Source organism: Ensifer sp. D2-11 (assembly GCF_054161295.1).
This window is the reverse complement of record NZ_CP096434.1, coordinates 1,135,332-1,156,267: the sequence shown is the minus strand read 5'-3', so window position 1 is coordinate 1,156,267 and position 20,936 is coordinate 1,135,332. Positions and strand designations below refer to the sequence as shown.

The window sequence follows — 20,936 nt, the reverse complement described above, 5'->3', positions numbered from 1 at the left end:
CGCGCGTGCTTGCTTGCCCGCGCTCGTTTGACTATGGTCCCCGCCACACAGGGAGGCAACACCATGAGCGATGGCGGACTGGATTTTTCTGAAGAAGACAAGAAGAGCAGCGAGTACATTTATTGGTGGCGGCGCTGGAAATCCGAGAAGAGAAAGCTACTCAATTCGCACTATGAATATTTCTACACGGAATACTTTGATGTGCCAAAAATCTTCTACGAGGATAAGAAGGTTATTGATATCGGATGTGGCCCTCGCGGTTCACTCGAATGGGTACCTGATACAACGACTGCGGTGGGACTCGATCCCCTTGTTGACCAGTATGCGCGCTTCGGTATCTCTGATCACAAGGCGATATACATAAGTTCGGGTGCGGAGAGCATTCCGGTTCCGACGGAATCGTTTGATTGCGTGTTCGCGTTTAATAGCCTTGATCACGTGACCAATGTTGATGCTTGCATTACTGAAGTCCGGCGAATCTTGAAGCCGAGTGGCTTGTTTCTCTTCATGGTTGAGATCAACCATAAACCCACCGTCCAAGAACCCCACACCCTGAGCGCATCGGTCGTGGAAAAATTTGGTTTCGATGTGCTCGATTTGAGAACATATCGCCAGGTGGATAATGCTGGTTGCTACGATACAGTCAAACATGAGAAGAACCGCGCCGATGATGACAGTGTCAGTGACATGTGGTTAACGGCAAAGATGCGCAAGAAGCGGTACGGTGTTACTGGTTATCCTTACTCGGCAGTTTCGTCACCCGAGGATTAGGCGCAGCGGAACTTGCCGATCTCTCGTGCCTGTGCAGCTTTTCCCTACCAAGTAGGAAGTCGAGTCATTCAGCCGTCATGAACTGTTTCTACCGTACACTATAGCAACGTGGATTCTACATGCAGAACATCGAATCAAATCCAACGCTTGATGAGCTCGCCATAATGTTCGGCACAGACAAATCGTCGAAGCATCATAATTACACCCGCATCTACGAGGATGAGTTCAGTGCGTTGAGGCAGAAGACTAGAGGCCTCATTGAAATCGGTATTGGCGGCCAAACGTACAAGGGCACCGCTGGCTCATCTCTCAGAATGTGGTCCGAATACTTCGCTAATGCGCAGGTAGTGGGCGTCGATGTTGACCCCACAACTGAAGCTGACTACGGCGAACGCATCCACGTGGTAATCGGTGATCAAACGCACCGCTCGACCCTCGACAAAGCGATGACTCTTGTGCCGTCGGTGGATATCATCATCGATGATGGTTCACATCAAAATAACCTCACGATAGCCACATTTGAATACCTATTCCAGTATCTGCGCCCGGGTGGGGTTTATGTCATTGAGGATACCCTATGCTCGGGAGAGCGCCAGTTTAGCAACGTCCGCGGTGAGATGGAAAATTTTGTTATGAGCATCCTGCGTAATATTGAAACAAACGGAAGGGTACTTACCAAGCGAAACAGCTCGGATTTTAAGAAGATAGATGCGGATTTTGTTATGAACATTTACGAAAAGTGGGTCGCTTCTTTGACCATTTACAGAGGGCTTTATTTCATAAAGAAACGCAGCCGCTGATCGCGTGGTGGTGGTGCAGTTTGGATGAATGATTACGGGTGCGGAATGAAATATCTCTTTATAAATGGGCGCTTCCCTCAATATTCGCAGACGTTTGTACACGACCAAATAAAGGCAGTCAAACATAACGGCGATGCTGAGGTTGCCGTGTTCGCCCGTTCTCTGGCGCCCTTCAGATTCGAGCAATCTGCCCCGGAGTGTGCTGGCGGCCTCCTGTATGCAAAGCCTTATGATCTGAAGATGCTAAGCCGGATCGTCCGAGGCGTTCTTAAGCATCCAATTCGAGCAATTTATCTCGCACAATTGCGGCTCCGCAAGAAAATCCACCTGCAGACGGTTTGGCTCGGTGTTCAGCTAGGCTGGGAGCCAGACGTTGCAGTTACGCACTTTGGAAACAATTTGGCAGTGGGAGTGCAGCTAAAAAAATATGTTTTTCCCACCATGAAGAATGTGGTTGTGTTCCACGGGCATGATGTTTCTTCATACGTCCAAAAGAATGGATGGAAGACGTACCAGGAAGCGGCACGCTATATAGATTGCGCGGTATGTGTAAACAGAATTTGGGCTGATGAATTGCGGTGCAACACCGAGATTAATGACGTTAGAACAATATATCTGGGAACGAAAATAGATAACGTGCCCCGGCGTAGAAACGGTGATGGGGATACGTTTAGTATATTGTTTGTGGGGCGCTTCGTTGAAAAAAAAGGATTCGACGTCTTGTATTTGGCGGTGAAAAGCGCTGCGGCCGGATCAGGACGGCCAATTCGTGTTCATTGCGTTGGGGACGGTCCGCAGTTCAAATCGTGTAAGGCTCGAGCTAAGAAAGACGGCCTTGCTGAGAATTTTATTTTTTACGGTTCGAAGCAGAAAAGCTTCGTGCGTCAGTTGATGGCTGAATGCGATCTTCTCGTCGCACCTAGCCGCACTGCGCAGGACGGCGACAGCGAAGGCTTGCCAGTCGTTCTAATGGAAGCAATGGTGGCCGGGATACCGATTGTTTCTACTTTCCATTCCGGCATTCCCGAGTTGATCGCTCACGGGGAGGGCGGAGTTTTGGTCCCCCAGGGGGATACTGGGAAACTGCGAGAAGCTATCGAGTATGCAATTCGCAACCCGGACATGATGGAGCACATGGCGAGAGCCGCTCGCGCCCACGTCGTGGTGGCCCACGACGAAAAAATCCAAACTCGAGTGTTCGTAGAGGCATTGAGGGAGTGCTGATGAAAAGGACCTGCGACGTTTGCGTGGTTATTCCTAACTATAACAGAACAGCGCTGCTCAGGAGGGCGCTCAATTCCATAGTTGAGCAGACCGTTCGACCGAAGGAAGTCATTGTGGTGGATGATTGTTCGGACCCGGAATACCTTGAAGCGATAAAGCTTATCGTTGAGAAATTTGAAGGTGAGTTGAATATCCGACTCATCGTTAACTATACAAACAAAGGTGCAAATTATTCACGGAATCGGGGGCTTTTCTCGGCAACAGCGAAATTTGTCGCATTTCTAGATAGTGACGACATTTGGATGCCCACAAAACTCGAGCGACAGATAAAGGAAATCAATCGGGCTAAAGAGAAGGATGGGAGGCCGATCCTTTCGGCCACGGCGCGATACAGAGTTGACGCGGACGGCGAAATTATCGTGCGTCAATTTGGTGGGCGATCATTAAGTCAGCAGAAAATAAGAAGATCCAATTTTCTAGGCACGCTGAGTTCGGTAATTGTTGAGACTTGGATAGCCCGCCATATTCACGGTTTCAATGAATCGCTGCCGGCGTGTCAGGATTGGGATTTCTTCATTAGGCTGTCGGACTATGTACAGTTCGTCGGAATTCCCGACCCGCTTTGCGTGTACGTTGATCACGACGAAGATCGAATTACGCTAAACAACAAAAAGCGTTTGCGCGCCCATGTTTTTATATACAGGCATCATATACGCCCTGTTTTAGGCGGAAAGAGCGCCGGAAAGGCAGAATTCTATAGAAATATCGCGGAAGATTACCAGGAATTGGGAAATGCAATAAGGGCTGCGGCCTTTTATGCGAAATCTGTGGTCGCTGCGTCTTGGAAGAACGAGAGAACTGCTGGTTTGGTTACGTATGCCTTGAGCAAATACTATCGTCTTAGGCCTCCCGGTTCCATTAAGCAGCAGAGGTATGCTCGGTATCGCCATCTGATGGATGACCTGCGGAAAGACGCAAAAGCCTGTGCAGAAATTGCTGAGCATAGCGCTTTGATCCGCGGCCTTATGGTATAGCACCTTCGTGCACGCAAGTGTGTGGACACTAAACAGTGATGTTTGTGATTATTAACAATCCGAGAACCGGGATGAGAGAATGTATAAGCAAAAGCTGGACCCGATAAAATTGTCGCTCATCGATCGCGCGATCACTCTCGCTCCTGAGATTAAGTCCTCAGCTGACCTGGGAGCTTGTTGGGGCGTTGATGGTGGGTACAGCCGCTACGTACTCGAAGAGCACAAGCTGGAGAAGGCCGTTATTGTTGACCAGCATATTACGAGCGCAACACAGGAATGGACGAGCCACCAGCCGAAAGCGAAGCCCGTCACGGGTCTGTTCGGAACGGATTCAACCTTGGAAAAGGTTGGCGACGTTGATGTCGTCTTCTTCTTTGATGTCCTCTTGCATCAGGTTGCCCCTGACTGGAACGAGGTTCTGAAAATGTGGGCGCCCAAGACAAAGTATTTCCTCATCCACAATCCTATGTGGACAGTTGGGTCGGAGACTTTACGTTTCCCTGACTATGGCTTTGAGTGGTTCAAGGCGAACGTGGTTTACCAGCACGAAGGGCGCTTGAAAGAGTGGTTTGCGAATCTCGATAAGTTTGACCTTGAGCAGAACAAGCCGCTCAAAGACGTTCATAACTTTTGGCAGTTTGGTATCACTCATCAAGACATGATTACCACCCTTGATCGACTCGGCTTTGATTGTGTGTTCAGTAAGTATCTAAAGAGCCGGTCGACTAAACCGTGGATCAAAAACTACGGCTATCTTTTTAAAAAGCGTTGAAAGTAACGGTAGCAGGGGGAGCTCTGGCGCTCTCTCCTGCCTCCTGCCCAACAGTCAGTCTGCGGAGGACAGACACGGAGACGCCTGTCTTTCGGAGACTGACTGCCCCCGGATGGAATGATTCGTGTTGACTGGCGCCCAATCGTGGCAATTCCGTGCGCATCATCCCCCTAGGTTTCCAGAGCTTCGAAATCGTCCGCGTCCCGTCGGCCGAGCGACAGTGTAGCTTTCGCCACGCTGATCGCTGAAGAATCTCTTGGGCCGCAACGCCCTCATCGCTATGAGGCGGGTGTTGGCTTATTTGAGGAACGCTGCAGCGACAGGCCGGATGCAGTCGCAACGCTGACGGCGAGAAGTGCAACCGTTGTAGGGCGTCCCCTACGCCTCCAGAAGAAGGCGCGCGATTTTTTTGAGAGTTTGGATTTCGCAAACTCCCGGAATTGAAAGTGTCGTGTTTTTGGCAACGTATTCGAGGGTATGTATTGATGGACGACGGCGGCAATCATGAGATGGAACTCGCTCCATTGATCGACACTGGCTGCATTGTCGCCAGTTACCAGCCTGCGAACGACACCGACCTGCTAGTAATCAGCTTTCACCCAATCACGCGCGGCAAAGCGCTTTGGGGGGCATCCTTCTTCCAGAAGAACGGGATCTCGGTTCTCGGGCTCACTGACTATAAGAAGGCTTGGTATCCAAAGGCCCATATGGACAGGCTTTTACCTGTAATTGCTCCTATTGTTGCGCGATATAGGCGAGTGATCACCTACGGCCACAGCATGGGCGGATATGCAGCAATGCGTTACGGAAGGGTGCTTGGTGCGGACGTCGGTATAGTTTTCTCTCCGCAGCATTCCATAGACCCGCTAGATGTTCGGCACTTTGACAAGGGGAGAGCCGATCTGCACTTTCGCCCGGCGTTGCACATGGGGATGAAGATCGCCGAGGAAGATTTGCCACGACAGACACTCGTGTTTGTCGATTGGCGTTTCCGCATCGATAGGCGCCATGCTGCTCGGCTACCCCAGGTAGATTCTTTGAAGTTTGTGTTTTGCCCGTTCTCTAGACATGAAACGATAGTGATGCTGACGCAGGCGAGAGCAACAACTGCTCTCTTTGACCTCGTCCGCGAGGGTGATACGGACTGGCGCACCATGAGAAGTCTCGTCAGAGAGGCGCGTCGCTATTCTTCCGTCTACCAGAAATTTCGAGGTGAATATATCGACAAGCGCTTCCCGAACGGTCTTCCGAGATACGACCCGCACTCAAGGCAGCACCGTCGCCTCGATCAGATGGTCAGGGCTGGAGCGGCGTTCGCAGCGATTGCATCAGTGGTAACTGGCGCATTCGCTGCGTTGTCGCTCATGCTTTTGTGATACATGAAAATCCCGCATGGTAAGGATTATGCGATGCGACTGTTTTCCGTTTTCCGCCGGAGACAAACGAACCCTACGCCGTGGAATGGAACGCACCCGTATGATGCGTTGCCGCCGAGAGCATATTGGAAGACGGGCGTAGCGGATCAAACCGCAGCTTTCATTCCGCACCTGTATAGGAAAAAATTTGATATCAGTCCGACGGACAAGATCGCGACTATGGGTTCCTGCTTTGCCCAGCACATCGGCGCCAGATTGAAATCATCCGGATACAGGTATGTCGATTTGGAACCGCCGCCGCTTCGCCTGCCGGAGGCAAGGCAGAAGGAGTTCGGCTACGGCATCTATTCCGCTCGCTATGGGAACGTCTATACCGTTCGCCAACTCCTTCAGCTTATCGATCGGGCGTATGGGAGATTTACTCCCCACGATTCCGTCTGGGAAGCCGAGGGGCGGTACTTCGATCCGTTCAGACCAACGATGGAACCCAATGGCTTCTCCTCTCCAGAGGAGGTCCGTGTACTCCACGAAAAGACAATGCTCGCCGTTCGCCAAATCGTCGAGGAAAGCGATGTCATCGTCTTTACCCTCGGCCTCACCGAGGCTTGGGTCTCGCGCTCCGACGGTGCGGTCTACCCTGTATGCCCAGGTACGACCGCGGGCCGGTTTAACCCGTCTAGCCATGAGTTCCGTAACTTTACCTTCTCAGAGATCATGCGTGACCTTGAGAAGGTGATATCGATAGTTGCCCGGGTAAATCCCTCGGCCCGTTGGGTTCTCACCGTTTCACCTGTGCCGTTGACCGCAACGGCATCGGGGGACCATGTGCTTGCCGCGACCACCTACTCTAAGTCAATTCTCCGAGCTGTCGCCGGCGAGGTCGCCCAGCGGCATGCTTGTGTCGACTACTTCCCATCGTATGAAATCATAACTGGCCCGCAGGCCCGATCTCTGCACTATCACGAGAACCTCAGAACAGTCACAGCGGATGGCGTCGATAGTGTCATGCGCCATTTCTTCGCCGAACACCCCGTGCTGAGTTTTCCGGAAGAGGCGCGCACATCAGGGCGCCAGAAGAATGACGACGACATTGTCTGCGAAGAGGGTTACCTTGAAAAATGGGCATCGGCATGAAGACGGTTATCATCGGGGACTCCCACGTAAATGCACTTCGCGAAGCGGCGGGCCGTCTGAGCAAGAGTGACATGGAAGCCGTAGGACGCTCTCTCAATATCGGCTCTCTCGGTACAGGAAGCCTAGCCCTCGTTCCTTTCTGCAGAGCGCACAAAGGGCGAGTGTTCTTCTCAGATGGCAGATACAATCGGGCATTCACTAATCTTACTGGCGGCTCGCATTTTCAAGCCGATGTTGAGTACGGTGTGCTTTTCGGCTTCCATTCTCTGCCGGTCGTTACCGACGACACATGGCGGACTTCCGCTCCTTGGCGCGTAGCGAAGAAGCATGGCCTCAGCCCAGTTTCCTCGGCCGTCATCGACGAGATGGTCCGTGACAACAATCAACACATATACGAACTCTACGAGTATCTTATTTCGTTTCGGGTGCAGTTCTTTGTAATTTCAGCGCCCCCCATCCGCGCCGATCACCCTTTCTTCAAGGAAGTTGACTGCAAGTTAGCTCTCGCAGTTGACCACGAATTCAGGGCGTCCGCCTCGACGTTTTTTCGGGATCGCGGCGTTGAGGTAATCTTTCCGCCCGCTGATGTTTACGACAAGGACGGCTTTATGCGTGATGACTTAGCCCGGAAGGAACCGAAGGATTTTCACCACGGCAATGCAAGCTATGGCGAAATCATGCTTCGGCACATCCTCAAGACTATTGCGAGACCAGGATTGTCGCGACCCCGTCTGGAGCAGCTGGAAACCGCCACAACGGAAGCCAAAGAGCGGGCATAGCGGTTCACCTAATCCAACCGAATCTCATTTACTCTGACCTCCCCAGAGGAGAACAGCTGGGGGCGCTCCTAGGCACGATCACGAATATTGTAATAGCTCATCACACCAATACCCCAAACAAAGAGCAGCCCGAGGATAACTAGAAGTGAATTCAAGAACCGGTTGGGGTATTGCGACAGTTCGGAGAGAGTCGGCTCAATGAACAGCGCGAGGTAACGCTGGCGATTGTTCGCATCGATGCGCGCCTTCTCAAGAGAGCCGAGTGCTGCGGTATAGGCGCGCTCGGCGAACTCGCGTTCCGTCTCCAATTCTTCGAATTCAGCGATTCGGCCTGCAACGTCGGGCGAGTTGGGGTTACTCGCGGTCGATGAGCTTTCACCCGCGCCCAGCCGCTGCCGCTCCACCGCAAGCTGCTGTTCCAGGCTTTCGATACGGGTCTTTAGTACGCGGATTCGCGGCGTATCTTCGCTCATCTGGCTTTTCGCCGTGGCCAGATCGGCGTTGAGCTTTGTCAGTTCTGCTTCCAAGCCGCCGATCAGCTGTATCGCAAGCTTCGCACCTTCTTCCGGGCTGATTTCCTGAGACTTATCGCGGTATTCGCGGAGCCCCGCCCGCGCCTTCGAAAGTCGTGCCTCGCCTGCCAACACTTCGTCCTGTGCAGCGCGCAGAACGTCGTTGCGCGCGGAGAGCGAGAGGCTGTTCACGAGATTGTCGCTCTGGTCAACGATGAATTGCGCGATCTCCTGCGCCTGTTTTGGCTCAAAGGCTTTGACGTTCACCTGCATGATGCCGGAGGCATGGTCGAAATTGACCTTCACCATATCGCGCCAATAGGCAAGTTTGTCCTCGATCGGCAGATCGGAACCGATGCCGTAGAAATAATCGAACCCGCGGGTGGCGTAGACCTCTTCGAGCTTGAACCGTCGGTCCGCATCAGCGGCCATCCGCTCGCTCAGGATATAATCCATGAGGATGTAGCTGTCAGAAACCGTGCTGCCGCCGGAAGCCTGGGTGAACATGCCGAGGATGTCGCTCGAAACGCCGCCTTCAATGCTGCGCACGGCGAAAGAGGCCGTGCTGTGATACTGGTCGGCGGCAATGAACGCCATGTAGAGTGAGGCGAGAGCGGCCGGTAGAGCGACGAGGCTGAGGAATGAGGCCGCGATAATGGTGTGGCGGAACGCCAGCTTCTTCAGCCATTTCGGTCTTGAGGCGGGCTTCTCCGGCAGGACTCTGTCATGCCGTTCGCGCAGCGGGATAACGGGCGCGCCCTCTCGTCCGAGCAAACCTTCCAGTATGGCAATGCTCTTGCTCTTGGCATCGCCTTTGGCAGTCGCAGTGTTTCTGTCGGCGTGCACGGAACCAGACCTGTCCACCGCCGCGTCGTTCCTGACTGCCATTAATTTTCCCTCATATTCTTGTCGTGCGCGCTGATCGCCTCTTCGACATTCTCATAATAGGTCAACTTGCCTTTTTCCAGCACCACCCCGCAATCGCAATAGTCGCGGATCGTACCAGTGCTGTGCGAAACCATGATAATGTCGGATTCCTGCAGCTTGGTGTCGAAGACAGCCTGGCACTTTTTCCTAAAATTTGAGTCACCAACGGCGGTGATTTCGTCGACGAGATAATAGTCGAAGTTGACGCCCATGCTCAAGCCGAAGGCGAGGCGCGCCTTCATGCCGGAGGAATAGGTGCCGACCGGCGCCTTGAAAAAGGGGCCGAGCTCGGCGAAATCCTCGACATAGCCGATCAGTTGCTCCGTATCGACGCCGTAGATTCGGGCGACGAAGCGCACATTCTGCTCGCCCGTCATCGAGCTCTGAAAGCTGCCGGCAAAGCCGAGCGGCCAGGAAATCTTGCCGCGGCGGATGATTCGGCCCTTGTCGAGCTTGATAGCGCCGGCGATGAGGCGCAACAGCGTGGATTTTCCGGCGCCGTTGCGGCCGAGCAGGCCGACGCTCTTGCCGCGGTTCAGCGTCAGCGATGCATCCTCGATGATCGGCTTCTTGATGCCCTTGGTGCGGGCGTATTTCGTCGCCTGCTCGAACCGTATCATTCGTTTCTCAGCGTCTTTCTGGAAAGGGTGAAGACCAGCATTCCGGCAAACAATGTCAGAAATGCGATTCCATAGAGGTAGGTCATGTCGAGGCCGACCGCCCGATATTCCGGATAGAAACCCTGGCGGAAGCCCATGATGACGTGAACGAGCGGATTGATGAGTACGAGATCGCGATAGGGCGCGGGGATCGAGTCGGGCAGGAAGAAGACGCCAGAGATCAGGAAGAGCGGCCGGTTCACGATGGTGAAGACCTGCTCGTAGAGCGGATATCTGAGGAACAGCACGCAATTGACCATGGCGACGCCCAGGCCGAAGAGGCAGGCGAGCCCCACCGCTTCGAGGATCGAGGGCCAGTGAATATTCGTGTCGACCCGCATGGTGGCGACAATCGTGCCGAGCACGATGAAGGCGACCAGTGAGGTCGTGCCCATCTGCAACACGAAGCGGGCGACGATCGTGTCGATCGGCGCGACATTGGGGTAGCTGAGCAGCGCCTTGTTGGCCTTGACCGCGGCGTTCAGGTAGCCCGTCATCGCCTGGTAGAACTGGAAGGCGATATAGCCTGTCGCGAAGAAGAGCGCGAAGCTGGTGCCGAGCGCCGGCGCACGCGCGATCGCCTGGAAGATTACCGTCATCAGCAGTATGTGGGCCGCCGGATCGAGTAGCGCCCAGACATAGCCGCCGGGCTTCGAGCCGAAGCGCGTCGCCATTTCGCGAATCAGCAGGGCACCGACGACACGAAAATGGGTGGTGAGATAGTCCATGTCAGTCACCCGAACGGATAAAGGATGCGGCCGATAATCCGGTATTTCCGCTCGGAAAGGCTGCGGAAGAAGCGGATCGGGTCTGCCCTGAAGTCTTCGACATCGCGGTCACTGCCGATCTTGCGGATCACCGGAGCGACGAAGGCGGTCAGCAGATGGCGCCAGCCGAAGAGGCCGTAGGGCCCCCAGGCGCGCCATTGCGGCCGGCGCGGGCCAAGGCCCTGCGGCTCGTCGAGCTGGCTTCTTATTGTGGTGACGGTCGATTCGAATGAGGTTTGCGCTCCAGTCTCGGGGTCGAAGTAGCGAGGATAAAGCAGATAGGCGCCGGCGAAAAGCGCTTCGATGCTCAACTGTCGCCCGCGGCGGGGGTTGGGCTGGCGGTCGTCCGTCAGGCCCCATCCGGAATAGAAGGGACAGCCGGCGGTCGTGACCGGGATGCCGCGAATTAGCGCCTCGAAGCCTGCAAGCGAGGTGATCGTATAGACATGGTCGACGGTGCGCAGCGCCTCGGCCAGCGGCAGGCTCTCGGTCACCAGCTCGCAAAGATGCGCCACTTCGGCGGGGTCGGACCTCGCCGGGCGGGCGCGGCTCAGCACGTCCGGATGCGGCTTGTAGAGGATCTGGGCGTCCGCTTGCTCTGAGGCCGCGAGCCGCACCAGGTCGTTGTTGGTCATGCGGGCAAGACAGCCGTAGCGGATCGAGGCATCGTCCTCCACCTGGCCGACGACCAGCACCCGCTTGCGCGTCTTTTCGCCGTAGACCTCCTCGGCCCTGCGCCGGCGCGCGCCATTATATTTGCTGATGCCGCTTTCGGTGAGAAGCGCGATGCCGGCGCGCGCGCGCTCGATCAGCGCCGCATCCGCTTCGAAGTCATGGGTCTTCAGCAGCACTTCGAGGTCGGAGGCATGCCGGCAGTCGAAATAGAGCGCCCTGGCGTCGAGCGCTAGGGAGAGGGGAGGCGTGCGGCTGGCACTTGGCCGGACCGAGCGGAGGAAACCGTCCTCGATGAAGGTGACGGGAATGTTCCGCGCTTGTGCCAGAGCCGCCACTGGGCCCGGCAGCTCCGGTCCCCAGGTGAGAAATTCGGCGTCCTTCTCGGCCAGGATTCGCGGCTTCCAGACGCGCTCGAATTCGCGCTCGCCGACATTCATCGGGAGGAAGCGGAAGTGCCTCTCAGGGAAATATCGCTCGAAAGACTCTCTCTTCCATCCGATGATCTGGACGGCAAATGTCGTCACCGGCTCCGGTGTGGGAGCGGAGGAAATACTGGCGAAATCTTCCCTTTGTCGTCGCGTTACCGCCATCGGTGCATTGGTTCCAGGAAAGCAAGACTGCTATCTACATGGGCTGCAATCGATCCGCCAGTCTCATGCGATCGCTGCTTGCCACAAATTATTGCTCTCCGACGGTCGCCCGCTCAAGTTCTCCGAGTCGTTCGGTGCAAATCATCTCGACGAGGCGGAGGAGGTGTTCGGTTCGCTCGAGCAGCCAGCTAAGGGCCTCCTCGCTTATCTCGAAGTGCTTCGAATAGCGTGCTTTTACGTAGGCCTCGTTTAGAATGTTGAACCATCCAATATGGCGTTGATGATCGCGAGGCCATACCTCTGCAATCCGTCGGTCTTGCCCGTCTGCGAGGCCGCGCAAATGCTTCAGATTATGGGAAGCAGGGCTATAGTTCGTCAAGACAAGCAGTAGAGTGGCATAGGCTTGTTCAATCGATTGATGTAGCAAGAAGGCCGCTTCCTTCAAATCATTCTCGCCGATACAAAATGCTGCCGTTTTTACAAATACCCTGGCATGAGGCAGCCGATCCTCGAAATGCTCTTTGGCTAGTCGGTAGGCCTCGGTTGGCGTTTGTGGCTTGGCTTCTGCGAGTGGCTCGTCGTCGAGTTCGTAGAGCACGATGCCATCGCGGCGGATGTCAACGAAGAAGGGTTGCCCTTCGTACAAGGCCGTATTCACCTCCCTACGCGAATGGACAATCAGGCTTGCTGGCGTCTGGATCTCCGGCAGGTGCATCAGTCGGTCCTCAGCCTTTGACCAGTAGGTGGCAAAATCCGTTAGCCGCCGATCATTTACCACGACCAGGAGGTCGTAATCGGATTTGTAGCCCTTCTTCGTGTGTGGCTCGTCGACCCAAGTCCCGCGGGCGTAAGAGCCAAACAGAATGATTTTGAGAATACGACCGCGCTTCTTGAAATCGCTCGTCCCGCCCTTCAGCGCGTCTTCAAACTCCTCGTGAATGACGTCGACAATACGGGTGAGCTCGCGCTGCTTCTTCTCCGGCAGGCGTTCGAGACTGGATCTCATCGACGATTGTGCGCGTTTCTCTTCGGCCATTCCCTTGAAACCACTAAATGAATCACAACTACTGTAGATCGCGGTCACTCTTGTGCATACCCGTAAAATCGTGTTGGCCATGCCGGCGTCGGCGATCTGCGGCTGTCGCTGAGCGAGAGGTTGAACGCTGCAACCTGGCGATCGCGGCGATACAGCGAATGTTCTCGGACGTCTTCGGAGGCTTGGATGGCAGAAACGAAGTGTCAACTTAGCCTCGGGCGTTGCGCCCGAATGGACGCGTCAGTTCGCGCACCCGAACTGAAGCTGAGCCAAGGGCGACGATCGCCGCTTTAGTCATAGTTTCTTGAACAAGCGAACGAATGTCGGCCGCTACGATCATTACAGACGTTGCAAGTTTGTTAGTGCAGCCTAGACGAAGGGTGGACTTGGGCGGCCAAGCGGAGCAACTTGCCGGGCGCAGTCGGTCCCGGCTTCCGCCCTTCGGGCGGCGCTATGCTAAGCCTCCTGCGGCTGCGCTGTTAACCGGTCAAGTTGCGCGCGAACTGGCTTCGACGCTGACGCGTCTGCGCCTGGTACGCTCATCTCACTTGCCATGGCCCTGGCGGGCCAGCTGCCGCATCCCAGGTCATCACGGTGCTGCGGGGGGAGGGGCCAGTTTGACTGCTCTCACAAACGGGCTGGAGCTCGGTTTCGTCGTTCCGCGCCAGGCCCTATCAGGCATGGGCGGTGACTTCTCCGAGCCGGCAACACGCAGGTTCTCGATTTCCTGGCTGCTGCCAGGTCGTTCTGATCGGTGTCAAGATTGGGACCCGCACTTCGATCACGGAGGTGCAATCACCAAATTGGTTCGGAGGCCATCACCTCCTATGGGTCAAAGTATGCGATCGGTGCTCCAGGGGGCGGAGCAGTCGGTTCCTCGTCGGGGAGGCGAGAACATCGATCGTGCCACTTTTGGCAGGCAGAATTGTGCGGCCACATGCTATGCCGCTATTTTCAACTTGGCCTGTTCCAGCGACCAGTACTCCATGTCGAAGAGGTCGGCTTCGTTGATCGGAGTGAAACAGCCATAGGCTTCTGCGGCGTTGATTACCCGCGCAGCCTGTTCGCAGAGATCTCCGCCGATTTTGGCCGCCTTGGCATTCCCGCCGATTGCGAACATGCTTTTCCCAAGCACCAGAACGACGCGTGGATAGACGTCCAGTATCCGTTTCGGCTCGTTGGCGCGGGTCGCGTTTTTCTCAAAGTAGGCCCTGTAGCGGTCCGCATAGGCGGCTAATGCGCTCTCGATTGCGGGTTCATCCGCATCGGCCCCGATGATCATCGGCCAGGGCTTGATGCGGATTACGTGGTCGGGCGTCACCGTGCCGCGCAGACTGATCGCCTCCACATTCGGCTTCGATGTGAGTTCACGGATCGCTTCAGTCGAACGGTAATCGAGGAAAACACCCTTTGCGAAAGGTGACCCTTCCCGCATCAGTGCTTTTTCCAGCCGCGCAGTAAGCGCCGCGTCTCGCTCGCCGTCATTGGGCTGGGGGCCTGACAACGCCACGCCGGCTCGGGCGAGTTCCTGCTCCGCCAGAGTTACGAATTCGATCATCAGCTCATAGGAGGTGCGGGCATCGTTTGCGAAGGTGAAGAGGCCGTGATTTTCCAACCATAGACCCTCGCAACCCGAATGGTTGCGATAGATGCGGTCGGCGGCGATGGAAAGATCGAAGCCGGGCATCACATAGGGCACATAGGCGAGGCGATCGCCATAGATGCGTCGAACGGTGTCGCGCATGTTCGGTTGGTCGGCGAGCGCAAGGACCGCTGTCGCATGCGTGTGGTCGACGTAGTCGAAGGGTATGAAGCCGTGCAGCAGCGCTTCGACGGACGGGTTCGGCGCGTCCTTTTCGATCAGGCTGGTACGCAACAGCAGGACCATGTCAGGGTCTGAGAGTTTCGGGGTGTTGCGAGCTTCGAGCAGCGGCGCAAGGCGAACGGCGGGCAGGCCGGGTGCCTCGATCGTGTCGAGGTCCCAGCCGCTACCCTTGATGTGCATGAGGTTCTCGCCCTTGTCAGACCTTACCTTGACCGAGGTGTTGCCGCCGCCGTGCAGCACAAGGTCCGGGTCGCTGCCGATGATACGGGAGGTATAGATGCGGAGGCCGAGCGCCTCGCTCTGTCCCGCGGCGCGTGCCGCCGCTACAAAACGTGCTGCGTCCTCGTCGTTCCAACGGCTTTCCATGCGAATTGTCCTGTCCTTGAATTTAGATCGGCGGGCAGCCGGAGCCGCCCGCCGTTTACGCGTGCTCAGAAGTCGAAGTTGCCGATATTTTCCTTGGTGAAAACGGTGCGCTCCGGCAGCAAGATGATGCCATTGCCATCGGCTTCGTAGTCGTAGCCCTGTACCTTGTTGGCTGAGACTTCGACGGTGCCAACGCCGGGGATCTCCAGCTTCTCGCCAACCTTCATGGGGCCGTTCTTCAGGACGTGATCGGCAACGAAGACCGAGATCTTGCCTTGCTGCGTGACGTCCCAAAGGCCGAAGCGCTGGATCGTGCCGCGCTCGATATAGGGTCGCATGACGTTTGGCGTGGAGAAACCGACGATAGTGACGCCCTCGGCGCGCTTCAAGTTTTCCGCCGCCTGCGCTGCTGCCGGCAGGGCGTTTGCGTCGGGCGCAATGATCGCGTCGAGGTCAGGATAGGTCTGTAGGATGCTTTCGGCCGTCTGCAGCGACTTCTGAGCGTCGTTGTAGCCGTACTGGGTGGTAACGATTTCCCAGACCGGATGCTCCTTGGCGATCTTCGCTTTGGCGGCTTCCGCCCAGGCGTTCTGGTCGGTCACGGTCGGGCTCGAGTAGAAGAACGCAACCTTGGCCTTTTCCTTCGTCACACCTTCGGCCGCCATGTCGACCAGAAGGCCGCCAAGCTGCTCAGGCGTGCCTTGGTTGATGTAATAGCTGCGGCAATCCGGGTTGACGTCGCTGTCCCAGGTCATGACGAGCACGCCGCGTTCCATGGCGCGCTTCAGCGCCGGGCACAGGCCGTCCGGAGAGACGGAGGAGACGATAAGCGCGTTGTAGCCCTGGTTGACGAAGTTGTTGATGAACTGGACCTGCCCGGAAACGCTCGGCTCCGTCGGGCCGTCATAGGTGACCTTGGCACCGACTTCCTCGCCCGCCTTCACCGCGCCGGCGCCGCCGGAGGTGAAGAAGCCGACACCCACCAGCTTGGGGATGAAGGCGATCTGGTTTTCCGCATGCGCAGCGCCGGACGCGAGCATGGTGCCGGCCAAAAACGCCGCGGCGAGGGTGCCGGATTTCATGATGGTCTTGATCATTCTCATTCTCCTCCTGAAGTGACGGTCGCCCGGTTCCGTCTCTGTTGCCGGGCGACTGCGATGAAATCGGCCAGCATCGCGCTTGCGTGGCGCAATGCGACCGCGACAACCAGCAACCCTCCCGAAAGTGCGCTGGAAATCTGGCTGGAGACGCCGGCCGCCTGCAAACCTTGCTGCAGGTAGCCGATGACGAAGGTGGCAAGCAGGGTGCCGAGGATGGAGCCCTGACCGCCATAGATGGAGGCGCCGCCGAGTACGGCCGCGGTGACGGCTGGCAGCAGGGTCGCCGAACCGAGGTCGACGCGCGCGGAGCCGAAATAGGCCGACATCACGAGGCCGGCAATGGCCGCCGAAACGCCGGTAATGACATAGGTGATCGTCTGGACGCGGCCGACCGGGATACCGGCGAAACGGGCAGCGCTTTCAGACTGGCCGGAAAGGAACACTGTGCGGCCGAAGCGAGTGAAATGCAGAAGGACGATGAGCACGAGCGAGAGTGCGAGGAAGAGCGCCAGAGGCGCCGGCAGCCCAAGGAATTCGGCATAGCCGAAGGCGTTGAAGACCTCCGGAAAGTTACCGATGCCCTCGTAGCCGCCCGCGCCGACTAGACCGGAAGCGACGGTCGCCGTGCCCTGGAAGAGATAGAGGCTGCCGAGCGTGACGACGAGCGGCTGTATCTTCGACAGGTGGATGACCGCGGCGTTGAGGAGCCCGCAGAGCGCGCCGGTGACCAGCGCGAGCAAGATGGAAACCGGAAGCGGCACGCCGTAGAACGTCGCGACGCCGAAGATGATGGCGGTAAGGCCGATTACCGAGGCGAAAGAGACGTCGATGCCGCCGGCAATGATGACAAGGGTCAGCGGCAGGGCGACGATGCCGATCTGGACGAAGTCTGACGTGCCGTAGATCAGGTTCGCGAAATTGAGGAAGCGCGGATTGACGAGACCGAAGATGACAAGTTCTGCGACGAGCATGGCAAACAGGGCAGTCTCCCAGCGGAAGATCAGCTTTTTCATCGGCTTGCCTCCACATTGCGCGCCGTCGTCGTCTCACGGGATTGTGTTGGGCCGCGCTCGTGGACCCCATAGCGGCGGGCACGGATGCGCCGGTCGATAACCTGGCGGATGCGGCCGTCGAGCAGCAGCACCGAGAGCAGGATCGCGCCTGCAATGAAGTCGTTCCAATAGGCCGGGATCTTCAAGAAAACGAGGGCGCTGTCGATCGAGGTGATAAAGATGACGGCGGCGAAGACGCCAGCGACCGAACCGGTGCCTCCGAGAAGGCTCACGCCTCCTAGCACATTGACCGCAATGGCCTTCAGTTCGATGCCGTTGCCGGCCTGATTTGGGATGAAGCCGATCTGTGCGGCGAAGACCAGGCCGGCGAGGGCGGCGCAGACGCCCGTTGCGACGAAAGCGGAAAACTGCACCAGCTTTACCGGTACACCGAGATGGTGGGCAGCCGCGCGGTTATCGCCGACCGCGTAGAAATTGCGGCCGAAGCGCGTCTTGCGCAGTACGATCCAGGCGAGCGCAACAAGTGCCAGCACAACAATCGTGAGGACAGAGAAGCCGAAGCCGAGATTGGCGGCGAGCGCCTTTAGACCCTGCGGCAGGTCCTCGATCCAGCGCCCGCCCGTGAGGACGAGCATGATGCCGCGATAAAGACCAAGCGTTCCGAGCGTGGCAACTATGGATGGAATGCCGAGATAGGCAACCATCAGGCCGTTGAAGGCCCCGGCGACAGCACCGGTTGCAAGGCAAAAGGCGATGGCGAGCGGCAAGCTCACGCCGGCTGTGAGTGAAAGGCCGAGAACGGCGGCGCTGAGGCCAAGCACCGAACCGCTCGACACATCGATATTGCGTGTCACGATGACGATCATCGTTCCGAGCGAGATCAGCATCAGGACGAGGCTGTTGGAGACAACCACCGAGGCCGTGGCGCCGGACAGATAGCCGGGCGCGACCGTGCCGATTGCGGCATAGGCGACGGCGAGCACTAGAGCGCGTCCGATGAAAGCGGAATCGGCGCGAGGATTCCTTTTCAGAGCGTTCTGTGATTCCCTCCTCCTGTCTTTGATTTGTCGGAGGGAACATGGCCCGAGCATTGAGTGATGATCTTCGCCACCGGGTTCTGGCTGCGTCGGCTGGTGGGATGTCCGCGCGGTCGGCTGCAGCGCGGTTCGGGATCGGGATTTCGACGGCGATTGCCTGGATCGCGAGCGCCCGGCAGGGTCAGGTGAGCGCTGCCAAGCAGGGTCGACCTGGAGGTTCCCGTCTCGACGATCATGAGGCTTTCATCATCGGCATGATCGAGGCGTCGAAGGACATCACGCTGAACGAGATGGTTTTGCGTCTGGAAGAGGACCGATCCGTCTCTATCGGCCGCAGCACCCTCGACGTCTGGCTGCGCAAGCGCGGCTTCACATTCAAAAAAAGACCGCACATGCATTGGAGCAGGAGCGGCCAGACCTCCTGAAGCGGCGTCAGGACTGGTTCGATGCCCAGCTTGATCTCGATCCAGCCCGCCTCGTCTTCATAGACGAGACGGGTCTTTCCACGAAGATGTCCCGGCTTCGCGGTCGCGCGCCGCGCGGAGAGCGTTGCCGATCGGGCGTTCCGCACGGTCATTGGAAAACTACGACGTTCACCGGGGCGCTCAGGCTCTCCGGCATGACCGCACCGATGGTCCTTGACGGGGCGATGAATGGAGTGGCTTTCCGGGCCTATGTCGAGCAGGTTCTCGTGCCGACCCTCACGCCCGGCGACATCGTCGTCATGGACAACCTGCCGGCTCACAAGGCAGATGGCATCCGACAGGCCATAGAAACCGCCGGCTGCACGCTGCTCTATCTCCCGCCCTACAGCCCCGACTTCAACCCGATCGAAAACGCCTTCTCAAAGCTCAAGGCGCTTCTGCGGGCACGGGCCGAACGCTCCGTCGACGCCCTGTGGAACACCGTTGGCGACATCGTCAAACTCTTCGAGCCGCAAGAGTGTGCGAACTACTTCGCAGCAGCAGGATATGAGCCGGTTTAAAGTGGACGTGCTCTAGGATGAGCGTTGCGACGCGATTGCGGGCAAAGAGATCAAGCATGGCGGCTCTCCTAGGCGCCGAAGGCGAGGCGGGTGATGGCGTCAACCGAGATCTGGTCCGTGAGTTCGCCGCCGGACTGGCCGAAGGCCATGATCTCGACCCGGTCGGCAAGCTGTTCGATCTCGTCGAAGTCGGACGAAATGAGGATGATGGCGACGCCGTCCGCGGCAAGCCGGCGGATGAGGTCGTAGATGTCGTTGCGGGCCGCGACGTCCACGCCGCGCGTCGGCTCGTCGAGGATGAGCACCTTGGGCCGAGCGGAAAGGCACTTGGCGAGCAGCACCTTCTGCTGGTTGCCGCCCGAAAGACCGCGCGCCTCCTGGTCGGCGCCGGTGCATTTGATGCCCATGCTCGCGCGGAACCCATCGAAGACCTTCCGCTCGGCGCCGGGCCGCAGAAAGAAGGGGAGGCGGTGCACGAGGTAGGACGAAACGTTCCAGGAGAGCGGTGCTTCAAGGAAAAGGCCGTGCTGCTGGCGGTCTTCAGGCAGGTAGACGAGGCCGAGGTCGATGCATATGCGCGGCGAGCGCTTTTTCAGTTCCGCACCATCAAAGACGACGCTGCCCGCCGCCTGCGGCCGAAGGCCGAAGAGCGTTTCGGCGAACTCCGTTCGTCCGGCGCCAACGACGCCGGCAAGGCCGAGGATTTCGCCGGCCCGCACGTCGAGGCTGATATCGCGGAACCCTTCGCCGCTGAGGTCGCGCACGCTGAGACGCGGCTTGCCGATCTGCGAAACCTTGCGGCCCACACGATCCTTGCCGCCATCATTCGCGATCTGCACCCGGCTCATCGCGTCGATAATCTCGGCATCGCTGTAGCTGTCGAGCGGCCCGCAGAGCACGATCACACCGTCGCGCAGTACGCTGATTGTGCCGCAGATCTCGCGAATCTCGCGCAATTTGTGCGAGATGAAGATGATGCCGACGCCCTGGCTCTGAAGCTTGCGCACGCGCTGAAAGAGGGTGCTGGTCTCGAAGGGGGTTAGCGCCGAGGTCGGTTCGTCGAGTATCAGCACGCGGGCGTCTCGCACGAGCCCGCGCAGGATTTCGACAATCTGCCGCTCGGCGATTTCAAGAGCGGCGGCCTGCACGTCGAGGTCGAGCGAGACGGAGAGTTCGGCGACGAGCTGCTCGACGCGCGGCCGTAGCGCGCGGCGAGAGGCGGCCAGGCCGAGGCAGATGTTTTCCAGGACGCTCTGGTTGGGCAGGATGTGCGCCTCTTGCGGCACCAGGTAAAGCCCGAGTTCCTGCGCGAGCGCCGGCGATGCATGGGTGAGGACGCGGCCGTTGATCTCGATGGCGCCGGCATTAGCCGGAATGACGCCCGACATGATTTTCATGAGGCTCGACTTGCCAGCGCCGTTGCCGCCGAGAAGTGCATGCACCTCTCCGGCCTGCAAAGCTAGCGAAACGCCCTTCAGCACCGGAACGGCACCGTAGGACTTCCAGATGTCCGTCAGCTTCGCGACCCTCCCGGCCACCGGGCTCCCAGCCATT

At 57.6% G+C, this 20,936-nt stretch carries 19 protein-coding genes; 9 read left to right on the top strand and 10 right to left on the bottom strand.

The genetic code is table 11. The features are described from left to right. Positions 1–63: 63 nt before the first annotated feature. The 8 genes from M1D34_RS22535 to M1D34_RS22500 all read left to right on the top strand — a co-directional run bounded on the left by M1D34_RS22535 (position 64) and on the right by M1D34_RS22500 (position 7,890). The gene (locus tag M1D34_RS22535; RefSeq protein ID WP_498782177.1) at positions 64–771 is read left to right on the top strand and encodes a methyltransferase domain-containing protein; all 708 of its coding nucleotides are present in this window, start codon (positions 64–66) and stop codon (positions 769–771) included. A gap of 119 nt (positions 772–890) precedes the next feature. Next, the gene (locus M1D34_RS22530) at positions 891–1,571 is read left to right on the top strand and encodes a class I SAM-dependent methyltransferase (RefSeq protein ID WP_498782175.1); all 681 of its coding nucleotides are present in this window, start codon (positions 891–893) and stop codon (positions 1,569–1,571) included. Between the two features lie 45 nt (positions 1,572–1,616). Next, positions 1,617–2,795 (top strand): glycosyltransferase, encoded by a 1,179-nt coding sequence (locus tag M1D34_RS22525; protein ID WP_498782173.1) that lies wholly within the window; start codon positions 1,617–1,619, stop codon positions 2,793–2,795. Next, positions 2,795–3,829: a glycosyltransferase family 2 protein gene (locus M1D34_RS22520; protein WP_498782171.1), complete on the top strand. Its 1,035-nt coding sequence runs from the start codon at positions 2,795–2,797 to the stop codon at positions 3,827–3,829. The genes M1D34_RS22525 and M1D34_RS22520 overlap by 1 nt, the downstream gene beginning before the upstream one ends. Positions 3,830–3,908: 79 nt before the next feature. After that, positions 3,909–4,601, top strand: a complete 693-nt coding sequence (locus tag M1D34_RS22515; RefSeq protein ID WP_153500646.1) for a hypothetical protein — start codon at positions 3,909–3,911, stop codon at positions 4,599–4,601. Between the two features lie 485 nt (positions 4,602–5,086). Next, complete coding sequence (locus M1D34_RS22510) at positions 5,087–5,977, top strand: alpha/beta fold hydrolase (RefSeq protein WP_015243244.1); 891 nt, start codon at positions 5,087–5,089, stop codon at positions 5,975–5,977. A gap of 33 nt (positions 5,978–6,010) precedes the next feature. Beyond that, complete coding sequence (locus tag M1D34_RS22505) at positions 6,011–7,111, top strand: GSCFA domain-containing protein (RefSeq protein ID WP_498782169.1); 1,101 nt, start codon at positions 6,011–6,013, stop codon at positions 7,109–7,111. Next, a complete protein-coding gene (locus tag M1D34_RS22500; protein WP_498782167.1) occupies positions 7,108–7,890 on the top strand; it encodes a hypothetical protein in 783 nt (260 codons plus the stop codon). The genes M1D34_RS22505 and M1D34_RS22500 overlap by 4 nt, the downstream gene beginning before the upstream one ends. Positions 7,891–7,958: 68 nt before the next feature. On the opposite strand, the gene M1D34_RS22495 is transcribed toward M1D34_RS22500, so the two are convergent. The 9 genes from M1D34_RS22495 to M1D34_RS22455 form a co-directional block, all read right to left on the bottom strand. After that, the gene (locus M1D34_RS22495; protein WP_498782165.1) at positions 7,959–9,290 is read right to left on the bottom strand and encodes a KpsE/RkpR family capsule polysaccharide export protein; all 1,332 of its coding nucleotides are present in this window, start codon (positions 9,288–9,290) and stop codon (positions 7,959–7,961) included. Then, on the bottom strand, positions 9,290–9,949 hold the full coding sequence (locus M1D34_RS22490) for an ABC transporter ATP-binding protein (RefSeq protein ID WP_498782163.1): 660 nt from the start codon (positions 9,947–9,949) through the stop codon (positions 9,290–9,292). The genes M1D34_RS22495 and M1D34_RS22490 overlap by 1 nt, the downstream gene beginning before the upstream one ends. After that, positions 9,946–10,716 (bottom strand): ABC transporter permease, encoded by a 771-nt coding sequence (locus M1D34_RS22485; protein WP_498782161.1) that lies wholly within the window; start codon positions 10,714–10,716, stop codon positions 9,946–9,948. Before M1D34_RS22485 ends, M1D34_RS22490 begins: the two co-directional genes overlap by 4 nt. Before the next feature lie 5 nt (positions 10,717–10,721). Next, positions 10,722–12,020 carry a capsular polysaccharide export protein, LipB/KpsS family gene (locus tag M1D34_RS22480; protein WP_498782159.1) on the bottom strand — a complete coding sequence of 433 codons (1,299 nt, stop codon included), beginning with the start codon at positions 12,018–12,020 and terminating at the stop codon, positions 10,722–10,724. Positions 12,021–12,108: 88 nt separating this feature from the next. Further along, entirely contained in the window at positions 12,109–13,026 is a 918-nt protein-coding gene (locus tag M1D34_RS22475) for a nucleotidyltransferase and HEPN domain-containing protein (RefSeq protein ID WP_498784339.1), read from the bottom strand. A 970-nt stretch (positions 13,027–13,996) separates the two neighbouring features. Then, entirely contained in the window at positions 13,997–15,247 is a 1,251-nt protein-coding gene (locus M1D34_RS22470) for a class II aldolase/adducin family protein (protein WP_498782157.1), read from the bottom strand. A 65-nt stretch (positions 15,248–15,312) separates the two neighbouring features. Beyond that, entirely contained in the window at positions 15,313–16,344 is a 1,032-nt protein-coding gene (lsrB, locus tag M1D34_RS22465) for an autoinducer 2 ABC transporter substrate-binding protein LsrB (protein WP_498782155.1), read from the bottom strand. A 2-nt stretch (positions 16,345–16,346) separates the two neighbouring features. Then, on the bottom strand, positions 16,347–17,360 hold the full coding sequence (locus tag M1D34_RS22460) for an ABC transporter permease subunit (protein WP_498782153.1): 1,014 nt from the start codon (positions 17,358–17,360) through the stop codon (positions 16,347–16,349). Then, positions 17,357–18,358, bottom strand: a complete 1,002-nt coding sequence (locus M1D34_RS22455) for an ABC transporter permease subunit (protein WP_498784337.1) — start codon at positions 18,356–18,358, stop codon at positions 17,357–17,359. Before M1D34_RS22455 ends, M1D34_RS22460 begins: the two co-directional genes overlap by 4 nt. A gap of 80 nt (positions 18,359–18,438) precedes the next feature. Between M1D34_RS22455 and M1D34_RS22450 the strand changes: the two genes are divergently transcribed. Then, positions 18,439–19,382 (top strand): IS630 family transposase gene (locus tag M1D34_RS22450; RefSeq protein ID WP_498780526.1). Its coding sequence is split into 2 segments (ribosomal slippage): positions 18,439–18,775 and positions 18,775–19,382, totalling 945 coding nucleotides; the frame shifts between segments, so codons are not numbered across the junction. A gap of 68 nt (positions 19,383–19,450) precedes the next feature. Here M1D34_RS22450 and lsrA read toward each other — a convergent pair. Then, complete coding sequence (gene lsrA / locus M1D34_RS22445) at positions 19,451–20,935, bottom strand: autoinducer 2 ABC transporter ATP-binding protein LsrA (protein WP_498782151.1); 1,485 nt, start codon at positions 20,933–20,935, stop codon at positions 19,451–19,453. Position 20,936: the final 1 nt, after the last annotated feature.

Coding starts and splice junctions, on each gene's coding strand:
- M1D34_RS22525 (WP_498782173.1), top strand. CDS start 1,617: ATGAAATATCTCTTTATAAATGGGCGCTTCCCTCAATATTCGCAGACG.
- M1D34_RS22500 (WP_498782167.1), top strand. CDS start 7,108: ATGAAGACGGTTATCATCGGGGACTCCCACGTAAATGCACTTCGCGAA.
- M1D34_RS22515 (WP_153500646.1), top strand. CDS start 3,909: ATGTATAAGCAAAAGCTGGACCCGATAAAATTGTCGCTCATCGATCGC.
- M1D34_RS22490 (WP_498782163.1), bottom strand. CDS start 9,949: ATGATACGGTTCGAGCAGGCGACGAAATACGCCCGCACCAAGGGCATC.
- M1D34_RS22510 (WP_015243244.1), top strand. CDS start 5,087: ATGGACGACGGCGGCAATCATGAGATGGAACTCGCTCCATTGATCGAC.
- M1D34_RS22485 (WP_498782161.1), bottom strand. CDS start 10,716: ATGGACTATCTCACCACCCATTTTCGTGTCGTCGGTGCCCTGCTGATT.
- lsrB (WP_498782155.1), bottom strand. CDS start 16,344: ATGATCAAGACCATCATGAAATCCGGCACCCTCGCCGCGGCGTTTTTG.
- M1D34_RS22495 (WP_498782165.1), bottom strand. CDS start 9,290: ATGGCAGTCAGGAACGACGCGGCGGTGGACAGGTCTGGTTCCGTGCAC.
- M1D34_RS22475 (WP_498784339.1), bottom strand. CDS start 13,026: ATGAGATCCAGTCTCGAACGCCTGCCGGAGAAGAAGCAGCGCGAGCTC.
- M1D34_RS22480 (WP_498782159.1), bottom strand. CDS start 12,020: ATGGCGGTAACGCGACGACAAAGGGAAGATTTCGCCAGTATTTCCTCC.
- M1D34_RS22535 (WP_498782177.1), top strand. CDS start 64: ATGAGCGATGGCGGACTGGATTTTTCTGAAGAAGACAAGAAGAGCAGC.
- M1D34_RS22505 (WP_498782169.1), top strand. CDS start 6,011: ATGCGACTGTTTTCCGTTTTCCGCCGGAGACAAACGAACCCTACGCCG.
- M1D34_RS22530 (WP_498782175.1), top strand. CDS start 891: ATGCAGAACATCGAATCAAATCCAACGCTTGATGAGCTCGCCATAATG.
- M1D34_RS22520 (WP_498782171.1), top strand. CDS start 2,795: ATGAAAAGGACCTGCGACGTTTGCGTGGTTATTCCTAACTATAACAGA.
- lsrA (WP_498782151.1), bottom strand. CDS start 20,935: ATGGCTGGGAGCCCGGTGGCCGGGAGGGTCGCGAAGCTGACGGACATC.
- M1D34_RS22460 (WP_498782153.1), bottom strand. CDS start 17,360: ATGAAAAAGCTGATCTTCCGCTGGGAGACTGCCCTGTTTGCCATGCTC.
- M1D34_RS22470 (WP_498782157.1), bottom strand. CDS start 15,247: ATGGAAAGCCGTTGGAACGACGAGGACGCAGCACGTTTTGTAGCGGCG.